Genomic DNA, 18,946 nt, shown 5'->3' with positions numbered 1-18,946 from the left:
TGGGAGGATTCGCGTGAACACTCCCCTGCGCCGGGTCGCCATGGCCGTCATGGTCATGGTGGTGGCACTACTTGCCAACGCCACCTACGTCCAGGTCTTCAAGGCCGACAAGTTGCGTAGCGATTCCCGCAATGTGCGCGTGCTGATGGATGAATACGCCCGCCAGCGCGGCCAGATCTCGGCGCAGGGCGCGGTTTTGGCGAGTTCGGTGGCAACCGACGACCGCTACAAGTACCTGCGCACCTACCCGACCGACCCAATGGCCTACGCCCCGATCACCGGGTTCTACTCGATGCAGTACGGCAGCACCGGTCTGGAGCACGCCGAGGATTCGGTGCTCAACGGCTCCGATAATCAGCTGTTCGGCCGTCGCCTCATCGACCTGGTCTCCGGACGCGATCCGCGCGGCGGCAATGTGGTCACCACCATCGACCCGGTCATGCAGAAGGTCGCCTACGAGCAGCTCACCGCCAAGGGCTACACCGGTTCGGTGGTGGCCATCGAGCCGAGCACCGGGCGCATTCTCACCATGGTGTCCACCCCCAGTTACGATCCGAATCAGCTGTCCAGCCATGATGGCGCGGCAGTCACTCGCACCTGGAACGAACAGTTGCAGGACCCGCGGCAGCCGATGCTCAATCGCGCTGTCTCGCAGACCTATCCGCCCGGTTCCACCTTCAAGGTGGTGGTCACGGCGGCCGCGCTGTCGGCGGGTATCGCGAGCCCGAATGACCAGTTCACCGCCCAGTCGAGGATCACCCTGCCCGATACCGCCACCACGCTGGAGAATTACAACGGCAGCCACTGCGGTTCCAGCGACAGTCAAACCGTCACGCTGACAGAAGCATTCAAGTACTCGTGTAACACCGCCTTCGTGGAGCTCGGTATCAAGGTAGGTGCGGCGAACCTCAAGGACGAGGCCGCCGCGTTCGGTATCGGCCAGCACGACGGTATTCCGATTCCGGTACAGGACAGCACCGTCGGCACCATCCCCGACGGCGCGGCGCTCGGCCAGAGCAGCATCGGCCAGCGCGACGTATCGGTGACGCCGCTGGATAATGCGGTCATCGCGGCAACCATCGCCAACGGTGGAGTCCGGATGCGGCCTTATCTGGTCGACCAGCTGCAAGGCCCCGATCTGAGCGTTCTCAGCACGACCAAACCGATGTCGGTGGGTCAGGCGGTCAACGCCCAGGTGGCATCCCAACTGACCAACCTGATGATCGAATCGGAGAAGAACACCCAGGGTGGGGGTCAGCGCCCCTACTCGATCGCCTCCAAGACCGGCACCGCCGAACACGGCACCGACCCGCGCAATACCCCGCCGCACGCCTGGTACATCGCCTTCGCCCCGGCGCAGAACCCGAAGATCGCGATCGCCGTGGTCGTGGAGAACGGCGGTGACCGCGCCCTGGCCGCGACCGGCGGATCCGTCGCAGCGCCCGTCGCGCGCGCGGTGCTCGACGCCGGATTGCAGGGGGGCTGAAGAATATGAACGTGCTAGCTAGACGGGGGCTGGAATGCTGACCAACGGTGCATTGATCGCCGACCGGTACCGGCTGCACCGACTGATCGCCACCGGCGGTATGGGCCAGGTCTGGGAGGCACTGGACACCCGGCTCGATCGCCGGGTCGCGGTGAAGGTGCTCAAGGCGGAATTCTCGGCGGATCCGACCTTCCGCCACCGGTTCCGCACCGAGGCCAAGACGACCGCTCAGCTGAACCATCCCGGTATCGCCGGAATCTACGACTACGGCGAGACCATGGACCCGGCCGGCGGCGAAACCGCCTACCTGGTCATGGAATTGGTTTCGGGCGAACCGCTCAACGCGGTCCTCAACCGGATGACCCGACTGTCGGTGGTCCAGGGTCTCGACATGCTCGAGCAGACCGCGCGCGCCCTCCAGGTCGCACATGCCGCGGGCGTGGTGCACCGCGATGTGAAACCCGGCAATATCCTGGTCACCCCGACCGGACAGGTGAAAATCACCGACTTCGGCATCGCCAAGGCCGTGGACGCCTCACCGGTCACCAAGACCGGCATGGTGATGGGCACCGCCCAGTACATCGCGCCCGAACAGGCCACCGGCGAGGACGCCACCGCCGCCTCCGATGTGTATTCGCTCGCCGTGGTCGGCTACGAGGCCTTCGCCGGAACACGGCCGTTCACCGGTGACGGCGCGCTCACCGTCGCCATGAAGCATGTGCGGGAGACCCCGCCGCCGCTGCCCGCCGACCTGCCGCCGAACGTGCGGGAACTCATCGAGATCACGCTGGCCAAGGAGCCGACGCAGCGCTACACCAATGGCGGCGAATTCGCCGACGCGGTGGCCGCCGTACGCGCCGGAAGGCGTCCGCCGCCACCCAACGGACTCGCCACCACCGCAATGACATCCGGGGCCGGACGCATCATGCCGCCGCCCGGGCCGACCATGGTCATCCCCACCCCGCTCGCCGATCAGGCGACGGTGCGCTACCCGTCGAATCCGGCACGGCCGCAACAGCCGCCGCCCACTTCCGCCACCGCCATCATGGCGGGTCCGGCCACACCGCCCCCGGGTCTACCGCCGACGGGTGCCCATACCGCGAACTCCGGCGGCAGCCGCTTCACCAATGGCCAGAAGGCCCTCGCCGGTCTCGGCGTCGGCGCGCTGATCCTGGGTAGCGCGGCGGCTTTCGCGCTGCTGGGCGGCGATCCGCCGGAACCCCCGGTGCCGACCAAGACCAGCGCGGTCGTGGTACCGCCGCCGGTTCCGTCGACCAGCGACACCACCACGGAAGCGCCGACGACCACGCAGTACGTACCGCCGCCGCCGACGGTCGCGCCCACCATCGAGCCGGAACCGACCACCACCGAGCCGGAACCGACGACGACCACACCGCCACCGACCACCACCTCGCAGAAGCCGACGGTGACGGCGACGACCAAGCCGGAACAACCGACCACCACGGCACAGAAGCCGACCAAAACCACGCCGGGACTGCCAGGGATTCCAGGGGTGGAAATACCATCGACATGGACGCCGGGACAGCTTCCCGGAGTCCGCGGGAATACGACCAGCAACGCCTCAGCAGCCATCCCCCAGCAAGGACTGCCATGACGACCCCGAAGAACCTGTCCTCTCGTTACGAGTTGGGCGAGATCATCGGGTTCGGCGGCATGTCCGAAGTCCACAAGGCACGGGACGCCCGGCTGGGCCGCGATGTGGCGATCAAGGTGTTGCGCGCCGACCTGGCCCGCGACCCCACCTTCTACCTGCGGTTCAAGCGCGAGGCGCAGAATGCCGCCGCACTGAACCATCCCGCTATCGTGGCCGTCTACGACACCGGTGAGGCCGAGGTGGACGGCGGTCCGCTGCCGTACATCGTCATGGAGTACGTCGAGGGCGACACGCTGCGCGATATCGTGCGCGGCAAGGGCCCGCTGCCGCCCAGGCGCGCCATGGAGGTCATTGCCGACGTCTGCGCGGCACTGGATTTCAGCCATCGCAATGGCATCGTGCACCGCGATATGAAGCCCGCCAACATCATGATCAATACCGCGGGTGCGGTGAAGGTGATGGACTTCGGCATCGCGCGCGCTATCGCCGATAGCGCCAACCCGATGACCCAGACCGCGGCGGTTATCGGTACCGCCCAGTACCTGTCCCCCGAACAGGCCCGCGGCGAACAGGTGGACGCCCGCTCCGACGTGTACTCGGTCGGCTGTGTGCTCTACGAAATCCTCACCGGGGAGCCGCCTTTCACCGGCGATTCGCCGGTCGCGGTGGCCTATCAGCATGTGCGGGAGGATCCGCGGCTGCCCTCGCACGTCCATTCGGGCGTACCGCGCGAACTCGACTCCGTCATTCTCAAGGCCATGAGCAAGAACCCGGCCAACCGGTATCAGAGCGCCGCCGAGATGCGGGCCGACCTGATCCGGGTGCTGGGCGGGCAGAAGCCGACCGCGCCCATGGTCATGACCGAGGAGGAGAGCACCAACTTCCTCGACGACGAACCCACCCCGCGCTACCGCACGGTGGAACGTCGCGACGACACCACCGAACAGGAGATCGTCGAACCCGGCGGTTCGCGGCGCACCGTCTATGTCGCGCTCGCCACGGCGGCCGCGGTCGCGGTGGCCTTCGCGCTCTTCTGGGTACTGGTCGGTCCCGGCGCCCGCCCCGATCAGGTGGCGGTGCCGGATCTGTCCAATAAGTCGGCGCAGCTCGCCCAGCGGGAGCTGGAGCGGCTCGATTTCTCGGTGGGTATTCAGGAGAAGCCGGACAGCAAGGTGGCGGCGGGCAATGTCATCGCCACCCAGCCGCTCGGCGGCTCCCGCGTCGACAAGGGCAGCACCGTCACCCTGCAGGTATCCACCGGACCGGCGCAGGTATCGGTACCGCGACTGGCCGGACTCACCCAGCAGCAGGCCGAACAAAAGCTCAATGCCATAGGGCTGCGGCTGAATTCGGATGTCAACCACGATGCGTCCAGCGTCGAGGAGAAGGACAAGGTCATCGCGCATAGCCCGGTCGAAGGTGCGAAGGTCGACGCGAACGGCACCGTCACCATCACCCTCGGCAAAGGACCGGAGCAGGTGCGCGTCCCCAACGTGGTGGGGCAACCGCTGGATGTCGCCGAACCGAACCTGGTCGAGAGCGCCGGATTCAAGATCACCATCCAGGAAGTGGAGAACTCACAGCCCAAGAACACCGTAATCGGCACCAATCCGGCGGGCGGCAGTATGGCCGACAAGGGCTCCACGGTCATTGTGCAGGTCTCCACCGGCGACGCCATCGCCATGCCCGACCTGCGCGGTATGACATCCGCGCAGGCGGCGGATATGTTGCGACAGCGCGGCTGGAACGGGCAGATCAGCCAGAACACGCAGGCCACCCTGGACGCCGGCAGCGTCGGACGCGTCATCGCGCAGCAACCGGCGGTGGGATCGTCGCTGGGGAAATCCGCCACCGTGACGATTACGACCGGAGTGCTGTCGCTCGGGCCGCCATGATCGGTCGTCTCCCTCGTCTTCCGACGTGGACCGGATAATTAGCCCTAAGCGGTAAGTGGACCGGTCGATCACGGGATCGAGCAGTGAACGCCACCTACGAATCCGGTCTGCACTATCTCGGTCCCCCAAAGCTCGATGGCACGCTGATCGAACCGCTCGTGGCGTATACGAAGCCATTGTTCACCGTATTGCCCCGAAGCGCTGGGGGATGTGTCTGTTAGCGTGTTCTGAAGTTTGGGTTTGATGGCCCCGCGTAACAGGGGGCGAGGGGGTAGTCGTGTTAGTAGATCCGGCCATTCTGCGTTCGTTCGCCACTTCAATCGGTACGGCGTCACAGAGCATCGGCGATGTCAATCTTGCGGGGAAGATCGCCGCAGTCTTCGACGGACTACCCGGTTCCCAAGCTCAATGGGCGGCCCGTCGGGCCGGAAACGTGGTGAGAACCCCACTCGACACCTTCGCGAGCGATATCTCGGCCATCGGTGATGTGGTTCGGGGCGCCGCGGGGACCTACGAGGTGACCGACGCCGATATCGCGGAGGACTTCCGAAAGCTGCAGACCGAAGACCCCCGCGCGCAAGGGCGGGGGGCGGACAAATGAGCCAAATGCAGTACATCCCAACACGATCGGTATTCGCCACCTGGGATATCAGCAGTCTGCCCGACAAGGCCAAGGAAGTCTTGCAGGCGGGACAGGATATCGAGATGGCAGTGCACACCTTGCGTGACAACTGCACGAACATGCCGGAGATGCGGGCCTGGGAGGGTGAGGGGCACACGGCGGCAGTGGACATGCTGACGCGCACCGCGAACCACGCTGGCGAGTTCGCCGATATCGCCTACGACAGAAACACTTTCGGTCATCAAGGCGTGGGGAACATCGTCGACCTGGCGTTTCATTCGCTGTCGTCGGTGAAGACCCGGTTGGACTCTATGGTCGAGACTATCGAGAAGGGACCGCTCGAGGTCGATGACCTCTGGGTTGTGGTCCTCAAGTCCGCATCGATGGATGATGCCCGCTTTCAGGTACTGAAACAGGCCCAGACGGCGATGCAAAACCAACTCAATCCTTTGGTTACCGAGCTTGGGGCGGCCGACTCCAAGGTGCGAAGCATGCTGGCATACCTTGTCGGGCAGATCAACAAAGATGTTGAGATGGATCCTACGAGGGTCACCTTTGGCCCTGACTTCCTGCAGCCCAGCGGTGTACCGGACCCGAGCACGGAGCAGGGGCGTGCTGACCAAGAGCTACTTCAACAGCAAGCGGCAGCGACTACGGTCAGTGATACCCAGGTCAGCGGACCTGATGAGAACTACATGACCACTACGAAGCTGACCATGCAGGACGGCAGTGTGATGGTTGTAGAGCACACGCCGTCATATTGGGATACCACTGTTGTCCGCCAATACGATCCGACTGGAAAGCTCGTGTCAACGTCGACCACGAGCAGGGAGACTACTGGCAGCGGAATCGTGCGGACTACAAACGAGATTCCAGGTGAGATGAAGGTCGAAGTCTGGCAACGTGGCGATCAGACGGGCGGCACAGTTACTGACCTGGCTACAGGAAAGACATATCCAATACCGGATAGCAAAGCGATCTTCGATCCGAGTAGCGGTAATAGTGAATTCTTCACGCACCCATATCTGACGTCACTTGGCGGCGGGATGAGTGCGCTTGAAACCTACTCCGGCGAGGCCCTCAAGAACGGTCGTGGTGTCCCAATGTTGGATGCTTCACAAACCGGTAAGCTTCACATCGGAGCGAAGGCAGTAGGGCCGGGATTGAGTCTAGCTGTGACCGGATGGGATGTGATCAACGCCGGAACTGCGCATGAGAAGTGTGTCGCTGGAACGTCTGGGCTCGCTGGCACTGCAGGCGGTTCACTGGGCGGTTTCGTGGGCGGAAAGTATGCTGCATGGCCGGGTGCGCTTATTGGTGCCGCGTTTGGCACGTGGACATTCGGCGCTGCCGGGACATATCTTGGAGAGAATGTGGTATGCAAATGAGCGATAGTAAGAGTTCGGAATATCCGATACCTTACCAGTGGCAATCGTCCCGCTGGGTCTTCTACCTGGGCGGATTTGCCTTCGGCGGCTTCGGGTCCTTTCTCTGGCTCCAGCTCCCGAATTCCATTGCCAACAATGAATGGTTACGATCCTCCTTCTTTTTGTTCGCCGGGTTGTCCGCATGGTTCCTGGGCCTACTGGGCGCTGCTTCTATATTCCAAGCCAAGCAGACGCAGGTTCATTCTTCCAGTATGAAAAACGCTGACGGAAGGACAGTCATCAACGCCGCGCTAGGGATGAGACTGTCCCAGTATATTTTCACGATATCGACTGTAATTGGCGGATCAATTTTCTGCCTCGGATTATGGTCCAATACACTCGATCTTCCACTCAGTGGCGGCCAGCGCGTTTTCTTTCCGCTGGTGATATTGATCGCCGTAATTTTCTCATTGGTCGACACTGTGCGGATTGTCGTCCAAGCTCCCATCGGAAACCTGGTCCTTGCTCCGGATAGCCTGTCATTCAAGCAGACCTTCAAAGGGAAATCGACGGTGGCCTGGCGAGACATCGTTGACGTCGCTATCGCCTCTCACAAATCAAGTAAAGACCGGTGCGACGTACTTGTGACGTTCCGAACCGATGAGTCCGTTACGCGAACAGTCAGTCTCGATGCCCATTGGCCGTCGATTGGTGGCGCCGCAACTTACTGGCTGGTCCGATTCTATTTCACGCACCCGGAGTTGCGCGAAGAGCTGTCCGACCATCGGGCGATCGACCGCATACGCTCTTATCGCGTGCTGGACCCGAACGAGCCGATTGTGCGCAGGATGGGAGGTGATCGAGCATGAGCGATCCGTATGCTGACCTTCCACCGGAGTATCTCGAGGCGATGGGCCTCCCGTCGCCGGGAGGCGACGTGGACAGCACGGCCCAGCAGGACCAGTCGGAGTTCAGCGGTTCCGAGAGCTACGAGGACTGGCAGCGGGAGGCATCAGGCCCGACCATTACCTTCACGCTCTACGGCGATAGCTGACTCGCTCGACGAGCTTAGCTCCTCAAACGCCACCTCGCGTAACTGTTCCGGGCACGGATTTGCTCTTGGAACCATTCCCGGCGTAGTGGTTTCGCTGTCGGTCCGCGTAGTTGGTCCGGTCGGCTGCTTGTTCCGTGTGAGCGCGCGTCGTTTCCTTCTGCTGGGGAGCGCGTTCTCGCTGGTGTGTGGTGGACCCCGTGAGAAGTCCATGAAATTCTCCTGACAATCGGTCTTGTCGCCGCAGTGGTTTTCGGAGTCAGCAAACTGCGCCAGCGCAGTGACACGGACCTCTGGCACGATGACTGTGGGGTGATGAATGGGCAACGTGCCGGGGACCTTCCCGTGCTCCCGTCGGATCTGAGTGTCCAGTACATCGAACTTCCGCAGCAATGCAACGCCGTCCAGTGCGGTCTGGCGGTGGTCCTCAAGGCCACTTGGTACTACACGACGGTGAGCCCTGTGCGACGGCGGCGCTTGAGCGCGAAGCCGATGCGTTCGCCTCGGAGTTCCTCATACCGACCGCGAGCCTGGTCGAGTATCTGTCACCGACCCCGTCGTCCCGGCTGACAAAGCAGTTCGTTCACGCAGTTGCCGGACGGTCAGCCCTTCGGTAGGTGTCAATCCGGCGAGCGCGCCGAGCACCTTGGCTTCGGATTCGGTGAATGCCATCTGATCCCCGTTCGCCGTCGTCGCCGTTGCTGAGAGGTTTGGGCGTTGTCGGCTGCACCGGCTTCGAACGCCTGGACTTGACGCTAGGGAAGCCGCAGCCCAGTCCACAGCCTGATTGCAGGAGATTGCGCGCGGATCTCTAACGTCGAGAGGGCGATTGCAGCAATAATTGCAATACTCACGTTTCTCTCAAAGCAATAGGAGAGCTCCATGACGATCTTGCGATTGCTCGGGTCAGGTTCGGAGAACGGCGGATGTCCAGCCCTCTATGTCACAGAAGCGAATGGGCTTATTGCCCAGGGGGATTCGCTCCGTAACGGTACTGCGGTGCTCGTTCCTCACGAGCTGCTGAACTGGGCTGAGCCTGGTATGCAGCTGATGGTGGAGACCACCGAAGTTCCTGGAATGGTGGTGATCACGGGTGAGCCTGTTTCGGACGAGGTTCGAATGCAACTCACCTTGGATCCAACCGAAACCGCGGTGGAGGTGCCCGCGTGCGTGCGTTGAGTGGCCCCGGCATCTTTGATGACTTCTTCCGTACTGCGAAGAAGTCGGCGTTCCACGTCGAAACGAAGGACTCCTACTCGGTGTCGAGCGAGGATGATGCATTGCGCCGATTTGCAGCCGGTGAACCACCACCGACTGAGCGGCCAGCGGCCTTTCATGCCTGGAATGGGTTGATCCAGGAAACGACCGGCCGGGGCGTATCCGTAGCGCGCGTGCGCGTGGTGTCGGTTCCGCACACCACCTACGTTCGCTGGCTGATGTCCGTGACGGATCGGACGATCGCCAACGGTGAGCAGGTGCGCTGGTTACCTCGGAACCTCGCCGCTGACAGCGGACACGTGCCGATGGATGATTACTGGGTGTTCGATCGCGAGATGGTGGTCTTCAACACCACCGACCCCGCCGGGGGTACCACAGGAGTGGCCGTTACCACTGACCCCGAAATAGTTGCGCTGTGCGCTGGGTCGTGGGATCGGTTGTGGGGACTGGGTATCGACCATTCCGAGTACATCGAGTCGGAGTTCGCTGCCAGGTGAGTAGCAGCGCTGGACAGGCAAGGGCAGCTCTCGGAGTTCGGTTGCGTGAACTCCGCAGGGACGCCCACCTGTCCGGTAAGGAACTCGCTGCCGTCTGCGGATGGCATCCATCAAAGGTCTCGCGGATCGAATGGGCCAAGCAGCAGCCCACCGAAGACGACCTGCTTGCCTGGTGCCGTGCGGTCGGCAAGCAAGCGGCCTATGACGACCTGGTCGCGGCGTTGCGCAATCTCCGGTCGATGTACCTCGAATGGCGGCGGATCACCGCAGGAGGACACGCGCCGAGGCAACGACGGTCCATCGAGATCGAATCTGTCGTGAAGGGCCTGCGCTGGCATGAGGTCAATGTCATTCCAGGTCTGTTGCAAACCGCTGACTACGCCCGAGGCATCCTGCGCGCCTGTATCGACATGACCGGAGGCCGCAACGATCTGGACGATGCCGTCGCTGTCCGCATGGCGCGCAAGAAGGTGCTGCACAGCGGTGCCAGACGCTTCACGTTCCTGATCGAGGCAGCAGCGCTGTACCGCACCGTCGCCTCTCCCGAGGTGATGGTTACCCAGATGGACACCTTGCTGGACGCGAGCCATAACCCTCGCGTGAGCCTGGGCATAATTCCGCTGACGGCGCTGTATCGGTGCCCAGCGCGAGGGTTCATAGTGTTTGACGACGCGATGGTGATGGTCGAGACACCGAGCGCTGAGCTGACAGTTACCAGTCCGTCTGAAATACGCACGTACGAACGGACTTTTGAACTGCTGGCCAAGTCGGCGGTGTTCGGCGACTCTGCCAGGGACTTGATTGCTGAAGCGCGGTCGGTTCACGCCGGTTCGCTAGATATGGGGGATGGGACCATCTAGCCGTGCTGTGCCCTACGGTCAGGCACAGCGGCCAGTATCCATCCGAATCGACCCCGGCCTGTTGACCACCGATGATTGGTGGTTGATGGACGATGAAACCCGCGTTCACCGTGTTCGAGCCGACCGGCCGATTCGTCGGTGGCGCTGTCGCCACCGTTGCCTCAGAGCTTCAGGTGCCGATTCATCGACATGGCCTCATCGGCCAAATCGGGTAGTTCGACCACCTCGATGCCGCGTTCGCGCAGCTTCTCCACTCCTACACAGTTCTCCACAAAGGTGCCGGGTTCGCGCCAGGCAATGACCACCTGCCGAATTCCGGACCGCAGAATGCGATCGGTGCAGGGCGCCCGGTCCACGCTGGCGCGTTGGGAACACGGCTCCAGCGTGCTGTAGAGGGTGGCGTGCGGCAGCCGCGGATCGTCCGGGTCGAGTTTGTTCAGCGCCGATTCCTCGGCGTGCACCTTCTCATCGGTCTCCCGCGACCAGCCGTGCGTGATCTCCACGCCGTCCGCGCCGACAATGACCGCGCCCACCGAGAACGCGGTGGGACTGATCGGGCACAACCGGGCCAGACCGATGGCATGGCGCATCCATTGACGGTGCAGGCGGTGCTCATCCATCTTCGTCGACCTCCTCCTGTGGCAGGTAGCGCAGGAGCGCCATATCACCGACCCGGCCGACCTCGGCCAATCGCATCCGACGTTGCGGGCCACCGGGATACGCGGCGGGCCCGAGGAAGCTGGGTGCGGCCGGATCGCCGATCAGGATGGGCGCGACGGCCATCAGGATCTCGTCGGCCAGGCCCCCGGACAGGAAGGCGGTGTGGATGGTGCCGCCGCCCTCCACCATCAGGTGCTCGATACCGCGCGCGCCGAGCTCGCCCAGCAGCGTCGCGAAATCGACCGCACCGCCGAGAGATACGACGTCGGCCAGACCGGTCAACGAATTCCCGATACGTTCCGCTCCGGCATCGGTCGTATAGACGAGCCGATCGCCGCCGTGGTGCCAGAACCGCAGGGCGGGATCGAGCTCACCCTTGGCGGAAACGATTGCCCGAACCGGATTTTCGGGTTTCCCGGCGGCCACCCGGGCCGCCCGGCGTGCGGCGTTGTTGACCAGCAGCCGCGGATTGTCCCGCCGCAGGGTCTCGGCACCGATGAGAATGGCATCGGAATCGGCGCGCAGCTGATCCACTCGATCGAAATCGGCGTCATTGGACAGCAGCAGCCGATTCGGCCCCGCATCATCCAGGTAGCCGTCGATGCTCACCGCCACCGACAGCACTACCCGCGGTCGGCGGTTCGGCGCACCGTCGGCGTGGCTCACACCAGCGCCGCGACTTCCGCTTCGAGCGTCCGCACCAGGCCCTCCGCGGGACGTGCACCGCATACCCCGAGCCAGTTGGCCAACATGCGGTGCCCACCCTCGGTGAGTACCGATTCGGGATGGAACTGCACCCCGTGGATGGGCAGCGTGCGATGCCGCATCGCCATCACGATTCCGGTTTCGGTGCGGCCGAGCACCTCCAGCTCTGGCGGGATGGTCTCTTCGAGCACGGTCAGCGAGTGGTAGCGCGTCGCGATGAACGGATCCGGCAGACCCGCCAACACGCCCGCGCCGATATGGAAAACCTCCGAAGTCTTACCGTGCAGCAGCTCCGGCGCGCGCGTCACGGTCGCGCCGAACGCCGACCCGATAGCCTGATGCCCCAGGCACACCCCGAGCAGCGGCACCTCGTGTCGCGCACAGGCGTGCACCAGATCGATACTGGCTCCGGCCCGCTCCGGCGTCCCCGGACCGGGGCTGATCAGCAGTCCGTCGAATTCGGTGACCACGGCGTCGACGTCGGCGAGCTGCGGATCGTCATTGCGCCAGACGGTCGCGTCCACACCGAGTTGCCCGAGATACTGCACCAGGTTGAATACGAAGCTGTCGTAATTGTCGACGACCAGAACACGCATGCATCGAGAGTACGTGCCCGCTGGTCAGCCTGTCGCACGCAATACCCTGCCCCTGACTCACCTGGGCTAACCTTTACCCAGACCTGCACGCCGAAATCGAGGACGTCATGCCCAAGTCGAAGGTCCGGAAAAAGTCCGATTACACGATCAATCCAACCAATCGCACCCCGGTGCGGGTGAAGTCGGCTGGTCCGTCGCCGGTCTGGTACGTCTCCGTCATGCTCGGTTTCATGCTGGCCGGTCTGGTGTGGCTGCTGGTGTACTACCTGGCGGCTGAGGAGATCAGCTGGATGAGCGAGCTGGGTCCGTGGAACTTCTTGATCGGGTTCGGCCTCATGGTCGTGGGCCTGATCATGACCATGCGCTGGAGGTAGTCGGGCCGGGGCACCTGCCCCGCCCCGGAGGAGATCATCTCCCGCTTGGCAAGCTCTGCGAAGTTCATCCCCAGCCCACACAAGATGAGCGGGGTTCGGACCGGGGCTACCGCTACATATTGCGGCCGACAGTGAGCTTGATCGCCTTACAAACGTGTTATTCATACACACCTGTGGATGAGCCTGTGGACAACTCGAGGAGGGTTTGGGGAATGACACCGACCGACTCCCGCGCACTGACGTGGTCCACCCCGCCGGCGGCCCTGGCCGTCTGTGCCGCGGGCGGCATTGTGCTCGCGGTCGCGGCGGTGCTGTCGAAGGATTCCGCTGGGCGGCTGCTCATCGGGTTGGCCGCACTCGCACTGCTGGTCATGGCCGGTGTGGGGCTGCGACAGCGTCCCCGGCTGGCCATCGAACCGGGAACCGCGGACCCCATCGTGGTACGCGGTGTGTCCGGTCCCAAGCGGTACACACCGCAGCAGGTGATTCGAGCCCGCGTGGTGAATTACCGGCGTCTCGGACGCAAGATGCCCATGCTCGAGTTGGACGTGAACGACGACGGCGATGAGCGCCTTTTGATCTTCGGGCGCTGGGATCTGGGCGCACATCCCGAGGATGTGCTCGAGTCTTTGCGTACCCATCTCGCCCGATAGCGCGATTCTGCTAACAGCCCTGTGGAATGTGGATAAGCGGCGGTTGAACCGCCGCCATCCGGCTCAGTACATGATCGTCGGCGCGGCTACCACGGTGATGGCGAGCGCGGCCAGGGCGACCACGGCCACCGAACCCCAACCGATCGCCGAGGCGGCGGATTGGTTCTTCGCACGCAGCCAGCGGGGCAGGTACAGAATGCCCGCAGCGGCGATGGTTCCGGCCGTCAGACCACCGAGGTGTCCCCAGACCGAGATTCCCGGCACCGACACACTGATGAACAGGTTGATCGCCAGCAGTACGGCGATCTGGGTCATGTTCTGCCGGGTACGCAGCATGATCACCGCGACCGCGCCGAACAGGCCGTAGATCGCGCCGGAGGCACCGACGGTGGCGGTCAGGGGATCGACCATTGCCATGACCGCGGCGGAACCGCCCAGCAGTGCGGCGGCGTACACGGCCAGATACCGGGCGCGCCCCAGGGCCGCCTCGCAGTAGGGGCCGAGCAGGTACAGCGCGAGCATATTGACGGCCAGGTGGATCAGGCCGAAGTGCAGGAATCCGGAGCCGATCACCCGGAACCATTCGCCGTCGCCGACGAACGCGGGCACCAAACGCCATTCCCGGAACAGATTCGAGGCGCGGTTATCCATCACATTGCCCGCTTCGAACGCGGTAATGGCGTAGATGATCACATTGATCGCGATCAGCGCGTAGGTGACGAACGGTCGCGGGTTCTGCGATATCGCGGCCCCGCCCACCGTGCGGGCCTGGCGAATATCCTTCTGGCCCTGATTCACACAGTCCACGCAATGCTGGCCGACCGCGGCCGAGCGCAGACATTCCGGACATGCGGACCGCCCGCACCGCGTGCAGGCCAGACCGGTAGGTCGGTCGGGGTGGCGGTAACACGACAGTGCGGGTGGCTGCGGATTCATCTCGACTGCTTTCCGGTTCAGCTGATGGTGATGCTGTCGATCACGATCGGGTCCTTGGGACGATCGTTGCGATCGGTCGCGGTGGTGGCGATGGCATCGACGACCTTGCGGGAATCCGGGTCCACCACCTCCCCGAAAATGGTGTGCTTGCGGTTCAGGTGCGACTGTGGACCGACGGTAATGAAGAATTGCGAACCATTGGTGCCCGGACCGGCATTGGCCATGGCCAGCAGGTAGCCGCGGTCGAAGCGCAGCTCCGGATGGAATTCGTCCTTGAACTCGTAGCCCGGTCCACCACGGCCGGTGCCGGTGGGGTCACCACCCTGGATCATGAAGCCATCGATAATGCGGTGGAAGACCGAGCCGTTGTAGAACGGGCCGGACGTGCCATCGGAGGCGTTCTTCGTGGTGTACGGGGCCGAACCGTCGGCCAATGCGATGAAGTTCCGCACTGTCACGGGGGCGTGGTTACCGAAAAGCGCGATCTTGATATCGCCGAGGTTGGTATGCAGCGTCGCCACGGCGGTCTGATTCGGTGAGGTCACGCGCCCATGTTATGCGGTCGCCCCGGTGTACCGGCTCAGTGACCTACCGTCGGACCCGCGACGACCTGCGGTCATGACCCCTTGCTGCGCGAAATCCCCTGCTGTGCCACAGTGGTCGCATGGAGCTGGGGAGTTTTCGCAACCGAATGATCGCGGCGGCACTACTCGGAGTGGCCGGCAGCATTGTGGCCGCCATTCTGAACCGGCGCCCCCAACCACCCGCCCCGGCGGCCGAACCGCCGCGCCTGGGCTATTCCCGCAACGGTTCCGCACCCACCCCGCTCGCCGAGGCGGGCACGGAAACCGCGCGCTGAGAAAATAATTCGTACCTAGCGGCTCACCGAACGCTTGTACTGACGTACGGCCAGGGGTACGGCGATCACCAGGATGATGACCACCCAGACCAGGGTGGTGATCACCGGGTGCCGCATCGACCAGGTGTCCGGCGGCGGCATCGCAGCATTGGTGTTGCCGAACAGATCGCGGCACGCCTGCGTCAGCGCCGATACCGGATTCCATTCCGCGAACAGCTTCAGCGGAGCGGGCAGCTTATCCATTGGTACGAAGGTGTTGGCCAAGAAGGTGAGTGGGAAGATCACCATGAAGACCGCATTGTTGAACACCTCGGGCGCACGCACGATCAAGCCGATGATGGCCATAATCCACGAGATCGAGTAGGCGAACAGCAGTAGGAGCAGAAACGCCAGCACCGCGTCGACGAACGATCCGCGGATCCGCCAGCCGACCAGCAGACCAGCGAGCGACATGACCACCAGGCTCACCACATTGATCACGACATCGGCGCTGGTGCGTCCGATGAGCACGGCCGCGGGCTCCATGGGTAGCGAGCGGAACCGGTCGATAATCCCCTTCTGAATATCCTCGGCCAGGCTCAAACCCGTGAAGGTGCCGCCGAAGATGACCGTCTGGGCGAAAATGCCCGGGATCAGGAATTCGCGGTAACCGCCCTCCATCCCGGGAACCTGAATGGCTGTGCCGAATACGTACGCGAACAGCAGTACGAACATGATCGGCGACAGCGTGGTGAAGATCAGTACGTCCGGAACACGCTTGATCTTGATGGCATTGCGCTTGGTAATGGTCAGACTGTCGCTGGCCAACATCACCGCCCGCTGTGCCAGCGTCGGATTCTCGACGGTCGTCAGGGTCGCGCTCATCGGGACTGTCCTTCCGTCGCCAGTTCCGCCGCCTGCGAGCCGTTCACCAATTCCTCGGCCTCGTGCCCGGTCAGCGATAGGAAGACGTCATCGAGCGACGGACGCCGCAAACCGACGTCATGGATCGCCACCTCATGTTTGACCAGCTGCCCGATCGCATCGACCAGGGCCTGTGAGCCATTGTCGACCGGGACGATGATGCGCCGCAGGCCCGGCTCCAGCCGAATCTCACCGCACGCCAGCCCGGCCAGGGCCTGCTGGGCGATACCCAGGTTGTCCACGTGGTCCACGGTGAGTTCGATGCGGTCACCGCCGACCATGGACTTCAATTCATCGGAGGTGCCCTCGGCGATCACCTTGCCGTGGTCGATAACCGCGATGGAATCGGCCAGCCGGTCGGCCTCCTCCAGGTACTGGGTGGTCAGCAGCAGTGTGGTGCCGCCCGCCACCAGTTCTTCCATGACATCCCAAAGGTCCAGTCGCGCACGGGGATCGAGACCGGTGGTCGGCTCGTCGAGGAAGAGCACCGGGGGATTGGCGACCAGCGCACCCGCCAGGTCGAGCCGCCGTCGCATACCGCCCGAGTAGCCCTTCACCGGACGGTCGGCGGCATCGGAGAGCCGGAACCGCTCCAAGAGTTCGCGCGCTCGCTGCTTACTGCGCTGTGTCCCCATGTGGTAGAGCCGACCGACCATTTCGAGGTTTTCGAAACCGGTGAGGTATTCGTCAACGGCCGCGTACTGACCCGAAGTACCGATTTTCGATCGCAGCAACCGTGGATCTTTCAGTACGTCGACGCCCGCGACGATGGCGCGACCGGTATCGGGGATGAGCAAGGTGGTCAGGACGCGGACCGCGGTGGTCTTGCCCGCACCATTGGGGCCGAGTAGGGCCGTGACCGTTCCTTCGGGCACCGTTAGATCGAGTCCGTCCAGTGCGACCACTTGGCCGTACCGTTTGACCAGACCCTCGGCGACGATTGCGTCGGGCATGATTCTCCTGGTGTCTCGTGGTTCCGAGCTGCTGTCTCGTGGGTTCTGAGCTGCGCAGATACTGTCGACCATGACCAGTTGCCTATTGCCCCAGTATTGCCCAGGGCCTGGGTGATTTCATCCTAATTAGGTGGATCTGAAATACCCGTGAGGCAAGACCGCGGCGACAGCTCGTGCGCGAACACATGTTCGCACCGGGGTACGACAGGTTCCGGCGGAAAATTCTTGGAAACCGATCGCCGCCGTGCACACGCAAATACGAATCGTCGCGTAGGATCGTTCCCGTCGGCCCCCTCCCCCCCGGGGCCGACCTACTGCGGGCCTCGGCTAACTCCCCCCCTTCGCCGAGGCCCGCCCCTATTTCCAGGGGACGCCGTCGGCCGGTGGCGAATTCGCGGCGCAGTGCCGAAATTCTCAGATCAGTGGACGAATCTCATTGCGGCGCAGCACATGCCCGCGCAATCGGGTAATTCCCCGCACCCGCACACTGCGCAGATGACGCAGGACGAATTCCGGATCGCCGTCCAGCTGTGCCGCCGCGCCGTCGTCGATCAGTACGGTTCCCGGACGCGCTACACCGGTGAGCCGCGCGGCCACATTCACCACCGATCCGTACAGGTCGCCGAACCGTTGCAGCACCTCGCCGTACGCCACTCCGATCCGCAATTCCGTGGTGATCCCCGACGAGGCCTCGGCGGCCTCCTGGATGGCGAGCGAAATGCGCGCACCCTGCCTGGCCGTATTCGCCGCGTACATGACCTCGTCGCCGACATTCTTGATGACCCAGCCGCCATTGGCGGTAATGGCATTGCTGGTGACCGTCTCGAAGGATTCCAGCAGCGCCGACAGCTCCTCCGGATCCAAATGCCGGGTCAGGCGGGTGTAGCTCACCATATCGGCGAATCCGACTGCCAGCTGGCGCATCTGGTCCCCCGCCACCGCACCGCCGTCGAGCGAACGTGCCAGCGAGGAGGCCAACTGCCGCCGCCACGCGTACGACAGCAGCTGTTCGAGTTCGGAGACGACCTCCTCGGTCGCGGCCCGCGCCACCGTCTCCGGATCGGCGGCCGGATTGGCGGTGGTGATGGCGGCGATCCGGTCGAGGATCTCCTCGGTCACCAGATCCACCTGCCACTCCGCCAGCCGCGCCATGGACTGTCCGAGCTGTCGCGCGGCGGCCGTCTGTCGTGGGACATCCGCCCGCGCAAGCACATTCAACTGGGTGAAGGTCCGAACGGCCTGCACATCGGCATCGGTGAATTCGACGGCGCTGTCATCGGGATCGGCGGGAAAGCCCAACGAAACCCACAGCCGCCGCGACAGTGTCGACGGCACCCCGGTCAGGTCGGCCACCTGCCGCCGGTTGTACTTACGCGTTCCGCTCAGCAGATACGGCTCCACCACCGACTGGACCAGCTTGGATATCTCGGTGGAAGCCATGCCCGCCACCTTACGACGCAAGCTCCCGACACCCACACGCACGCGCCGTGCCTGTGCACCCTCACATACCCCGCACGTCCAAGCCCTGGACTTCTCACGGTGGACAACGCTCAGCGGCGGTTGCCGGCACGAACAGAGGACAGCGAACGGAGACGAAACGACAACGCGGGGTGAGGGTCCGGGGCGAAGCCCGCCGGGAGGGGTTCGGGCGAAACAAACCCCTGACCTTGCGAATCACGCAGGCCGGAAACTGGTC

Annotated in this window: 22 protein-coding genes; 14 read left to right on the top strand and 8 right to left on the bottom strand. The window is 63.7% G+C overall.

The features are described from left to right. The first annotated feature begins 13 nt into the window (after positions 1-13). The 11 genes from NU1_RS01525 to NU1_RS01480 all read left to right on the top strand — a co-directional run bounded on the left by NU1_RS01525 (position 14) and on the right by NU1_RS01480 (position 10,611). Positions 14-1,486: a peptidoglycan D,D-transpeptidase FtsI family protein gene (locus tag NU1_RS01525; protein ID WP_067516534.1), complete on the top strand. Its 1,473-nt coding sequence runs from the start codon at positions 14-16 to the stop codon at positions 1,484-1,486. A 34-nt stretch (positions 1,487-1,520) separates the two neighbouring features. Beyond that, positions 1,521-3,101 carry a serine/threonine-protein kinase gene (locus tag NU1_RS01520; protein WP_067516532.1) on the top strand — a complete coding sequence of 527 codons (1,581 nt, stop codon included), beginning with the start codon at positions 1,521-1,523 and terminating at the stop codon, positions 3,099-3,101. Then, positions 3,098-4,996 (top strand): Stk1 family PASTA domain-containing Ser/Thr kinase, encoded by a 1,899-nt coding sequence (pknB, locus tag NU1_RS01515; RefSeq protein WP_067516530.1) that lies wholly within the window; start codon positions 3,098-3,100, stop codon positions 4,994-4,996. The genes NU1_RS01520 and pknB overlap by 4 nt, the downstream gene beginning before the upstream one ends. Before the next feature lie 277 nt (positions 4,997-5,273). Then, positions 5,274-5,597, top strand: coding sequence for a type VII secretion target (locus NU1_RS01510; protein ID WP_067516528.1), 324 nt, complete (start codon positions 5,274-5,276; stop codon positions 5,595-5,597). After that, positions 5,594-7,006 (top strand): hypothetical protein, encoded by a 1,413-nt coding sequence (locus NU1_RS01505; protein ID WP_067516526.1) that lies wholly within the window; start codon positions 5,594-5,596, stop codon positions 7,004-7,006. The genes NU1_RS01510 and NU1_RS01505 overlap by 4 nt, the downstream gene beginning before the upstream one ends. Continuing rightward, on the top strand, positions 7,003-7,854 hold the full coding sequence (locus tag NU1_RS01500) for a hypothetical protein (protein ID WP_157551928.1): 852 nt from the start codon (positions 7,003-7,005) through the stop codon (positions 7,852-7,854). Before NU1_RS01505 ends, NU1_RS01500 begins: the two co-directional genes overlap by 4 nt. Beyond that, positions 7,851-8,039 carry a hypothetical protein gene (locus tag NU1_RS01495; protein WP_067516522.1) on the top strand — a complete coding sequence of 63 codons (189 nt, stop codon included), beginning with the start codon at positions 7,851-7,853 and terminating at the stop codon, positions 8,037-8,039. Before NU1_RS01500 ends, NU1_RS01495 begins: the two co-directional genes overlap by 4 nt. A gap of 389 nt (positions 8,040-8,428) precedes the next feature. Next, complete coding sequence (locus tag NU1_RS44100; RefSeq protein WP_371859749.1) at positions 8,429-8,653, top strand: ImmA/IrrE family metallo-endopeptidase; 225 nt, start codon at positions 8,429-8,431, stop codon at positions 8,651-8,653. A 265-nt stretch (positions 8,654-8,918) separates the two neighbouring features. Continuing rightward, a complete protein-coding gene (locus tag NU1_RS41045; RefSeq protein WP_157551927.1) occupies positions 8,919-9,215 on the top strand; it encodes a hypothetical protein in 297 nt (98 codons plus the stop codon). After that, positions 9,212-9,751, top strand: a complete 540-nt coding sequence (locus tag NU1_RS01485) for a DUF6879 family protein (protein WP_157551926.1) — start codon at positions 9,212-9,214, stop codon at positions 9,749-9,751. The genes NU1_RS41045 and NU1_RS01485 overlap by 4 nt, the downstream gene beginning before the upstream one ends. Continuing rightward, positions 9,748-10,611 (top strand): helix-turn-helix domain-containing protein, encoded by an 864-nt coding sequence (locus NU1_RS01480; protein WP_067516516.1) that lies wholly within the window; start codon positions 9,748-9,750, stop codon positions 10,609-10,611. The genes NU1_RS01485 and NU1_RS01480 overlap by 4 nt, the downstream gene beginning before the upstream one ends. A 161-nt stretch (positions 10,612-10,772) precedes the next feature. On the opposite strand, the gene NU1_RS01475 is transcribed toward NU1_RS01480, so the two are convergent. The 3 genes from NU1_RS01475 to NU1_RS01465 are packed head-to-tail and all read right to left on the bottom strand — an operon-like array spanning position 10,773 to position 12,572. Then, on the bottom strand, positions 10,773-11,231 hold the full coding sequence (locus NU1_RS01475) for a dCMP deaminase (protein WP_067516513.1): 459 nt from the start codon (positions 11,229-11,231) through the stop codon (positions 10,773-10,775). Beyond that, positions 11,224-11,937 (bottom strand): RibD family protein, encoded by a 714-nt coding sequence (locus tag NU1_RS01470; protein ID WP_067516511.1) that lies wholly within the window; start codon positions 11,935-11,937, stop codon positions 11,224-11,226. Before NU1_RS01470 ends, NU1_RS01475 begins: the two co-directional genes overlap by 8 nt. After that, entirely contained in the window at positions 11,934-12,572 is a 639-nt protein-coding gene (locus tag NU1_RS01465) for an aminodeoxychorismate/anthranilate synthase component II (protein WP_067516509.1), read from the bottom strand. The genes NU1_RS01470 and NU1_RS01465 overlap by 4 nt, the downstream gene beginning before the upstream one ends. A gap of 107 nt (positions 12,573-12,679) precedes the next feature. On the opposite strand from NU1_RS01465, the gene crgA reads away from it, so the two are divergent. Further along, positions 12,680-12,946: a cell division protein CrgA gene (gene crgA, locus NU1_RS01460; protein WP_067516507.1), complete on the top strand. Its 267-nt coding sequence runs from the start codon at positions 12,680-12,682 to the stop codon at positions 12,944-12,946. A gap of 212 nt (positions 12,947-13,158) precedes the next feature. After that, a complete protein-coding gene (locus tag NU1_RS01455) occupies positions 13,159-13,599 on the top strand; it encodes a PH domain-containing protein (protein WP_067516505.1) in 441 nt (146 codons plus the stop codon). A 63-nt stretch (positions 13,600-13,662) separates the two neighbouring features. On the opposite strand, the gene NU1_RS01450 is transcribed toward NU1_RS01455, so the two are convergent. Together NU1_RS01450 and NU1_RS01445 are read right to left on the bottom strand one after the other, a co-directional pair. Continuing rightward, positions 13,663-14,535 carry a rhomboid family intramembrane serine protease gene (locus NU1_RS01450; protein ID WP_067516503.1) on the bottom strand — a complete coding sequence of 291 codons (873 nt, stop codon included), beginning with the start codon at positions 14,533-14,535 and terminating at the stop codon, positions 13,663-13,665. A 17-nt stretch (positions 14,536-14,552) separates the two neighbouring features. Beyond that, positions 14,553-15,080, bottom strand: coding sequence for a peptidylprolyl isomerase (locus tag NU1_RS01445; RefSeq protein ID WP_067516501.1), 528 nt, complete (start codon positions 15,078-15,080; stop codon positions 14,553-14,555). Between the two features lie 119 nt (positions 15,081-15,199). Between NU1_RS01445 and NU1_RS01440 the strand changes: the two genes are divergently transcribed. Next, positions 15,200-15,394 (top strand): hypothetical protein, encoded by a 195-nt coding sequence (locus NU1_RS01440; RefSeq protein ID WP_067516499.1) that lies wholly within the window; start codon positions 15,200-15,202, stop codon positions 15,392-15,394. Positions 15,395-15,409: 15 nt separating this feature from the next. Here NU1_RS01440 and NU1_RS01435 read toward each other — a convergent pair whose 3' ends face one another. From NU1_RS01435 to NU1_RS01425, 3 genes are all read right to left on the bottom strand, one after another. Further along, positions 15,410-16,204, bottom strand: a complete 795-nt coding sequence (locus NU1_RS01435; protein ID WP_067516589.1) for an ABC transporter permease — start codon at positions 16,202-16,204, stop codon at positions 15,410-15,412. A gap of 50 nt (positions 16,205-16,254) precedes the next feature. Continuing rightward, positions 16,255-17,250 (bottom strand): ATP-binding cassette domain-containing protein, encoded by a 996-nt coding sequence (locus tag NU1_RS01430; protein ID WP_067516497.1) that lies wholly within the window; start codon positions 17,248-17,250, stop codon positions 16,255-16,257. A 414-nt stretch (positions 17,251-17,664) separates the two neighbouring features. Further along, complete coding sequence (locus NU1_RS01425; protein WP_067516495.1) at positions 17,665-18,690, bottom strand: adenylate/guanylate cyclase domain-containing protein; 1,026 nt, start codon at positions 18,688-18,690, stop codon at positions 17,665-17,667. Positions 18,691-18,946 lie beyond the last annotated feature (256 nt).

Source organism: Nocardia uniformis NBRC 13702, from assembly GCF_001613345.1.
GTDB lineage: Bacteria > Actinomycetota > Actinomycetes > Mycobacteriales > Mycobacteriaceae > Nocardia > Nocardia uniformis.
This window is presented reverse-complemented; position numbering and strand designations above follow the sequence as displayed.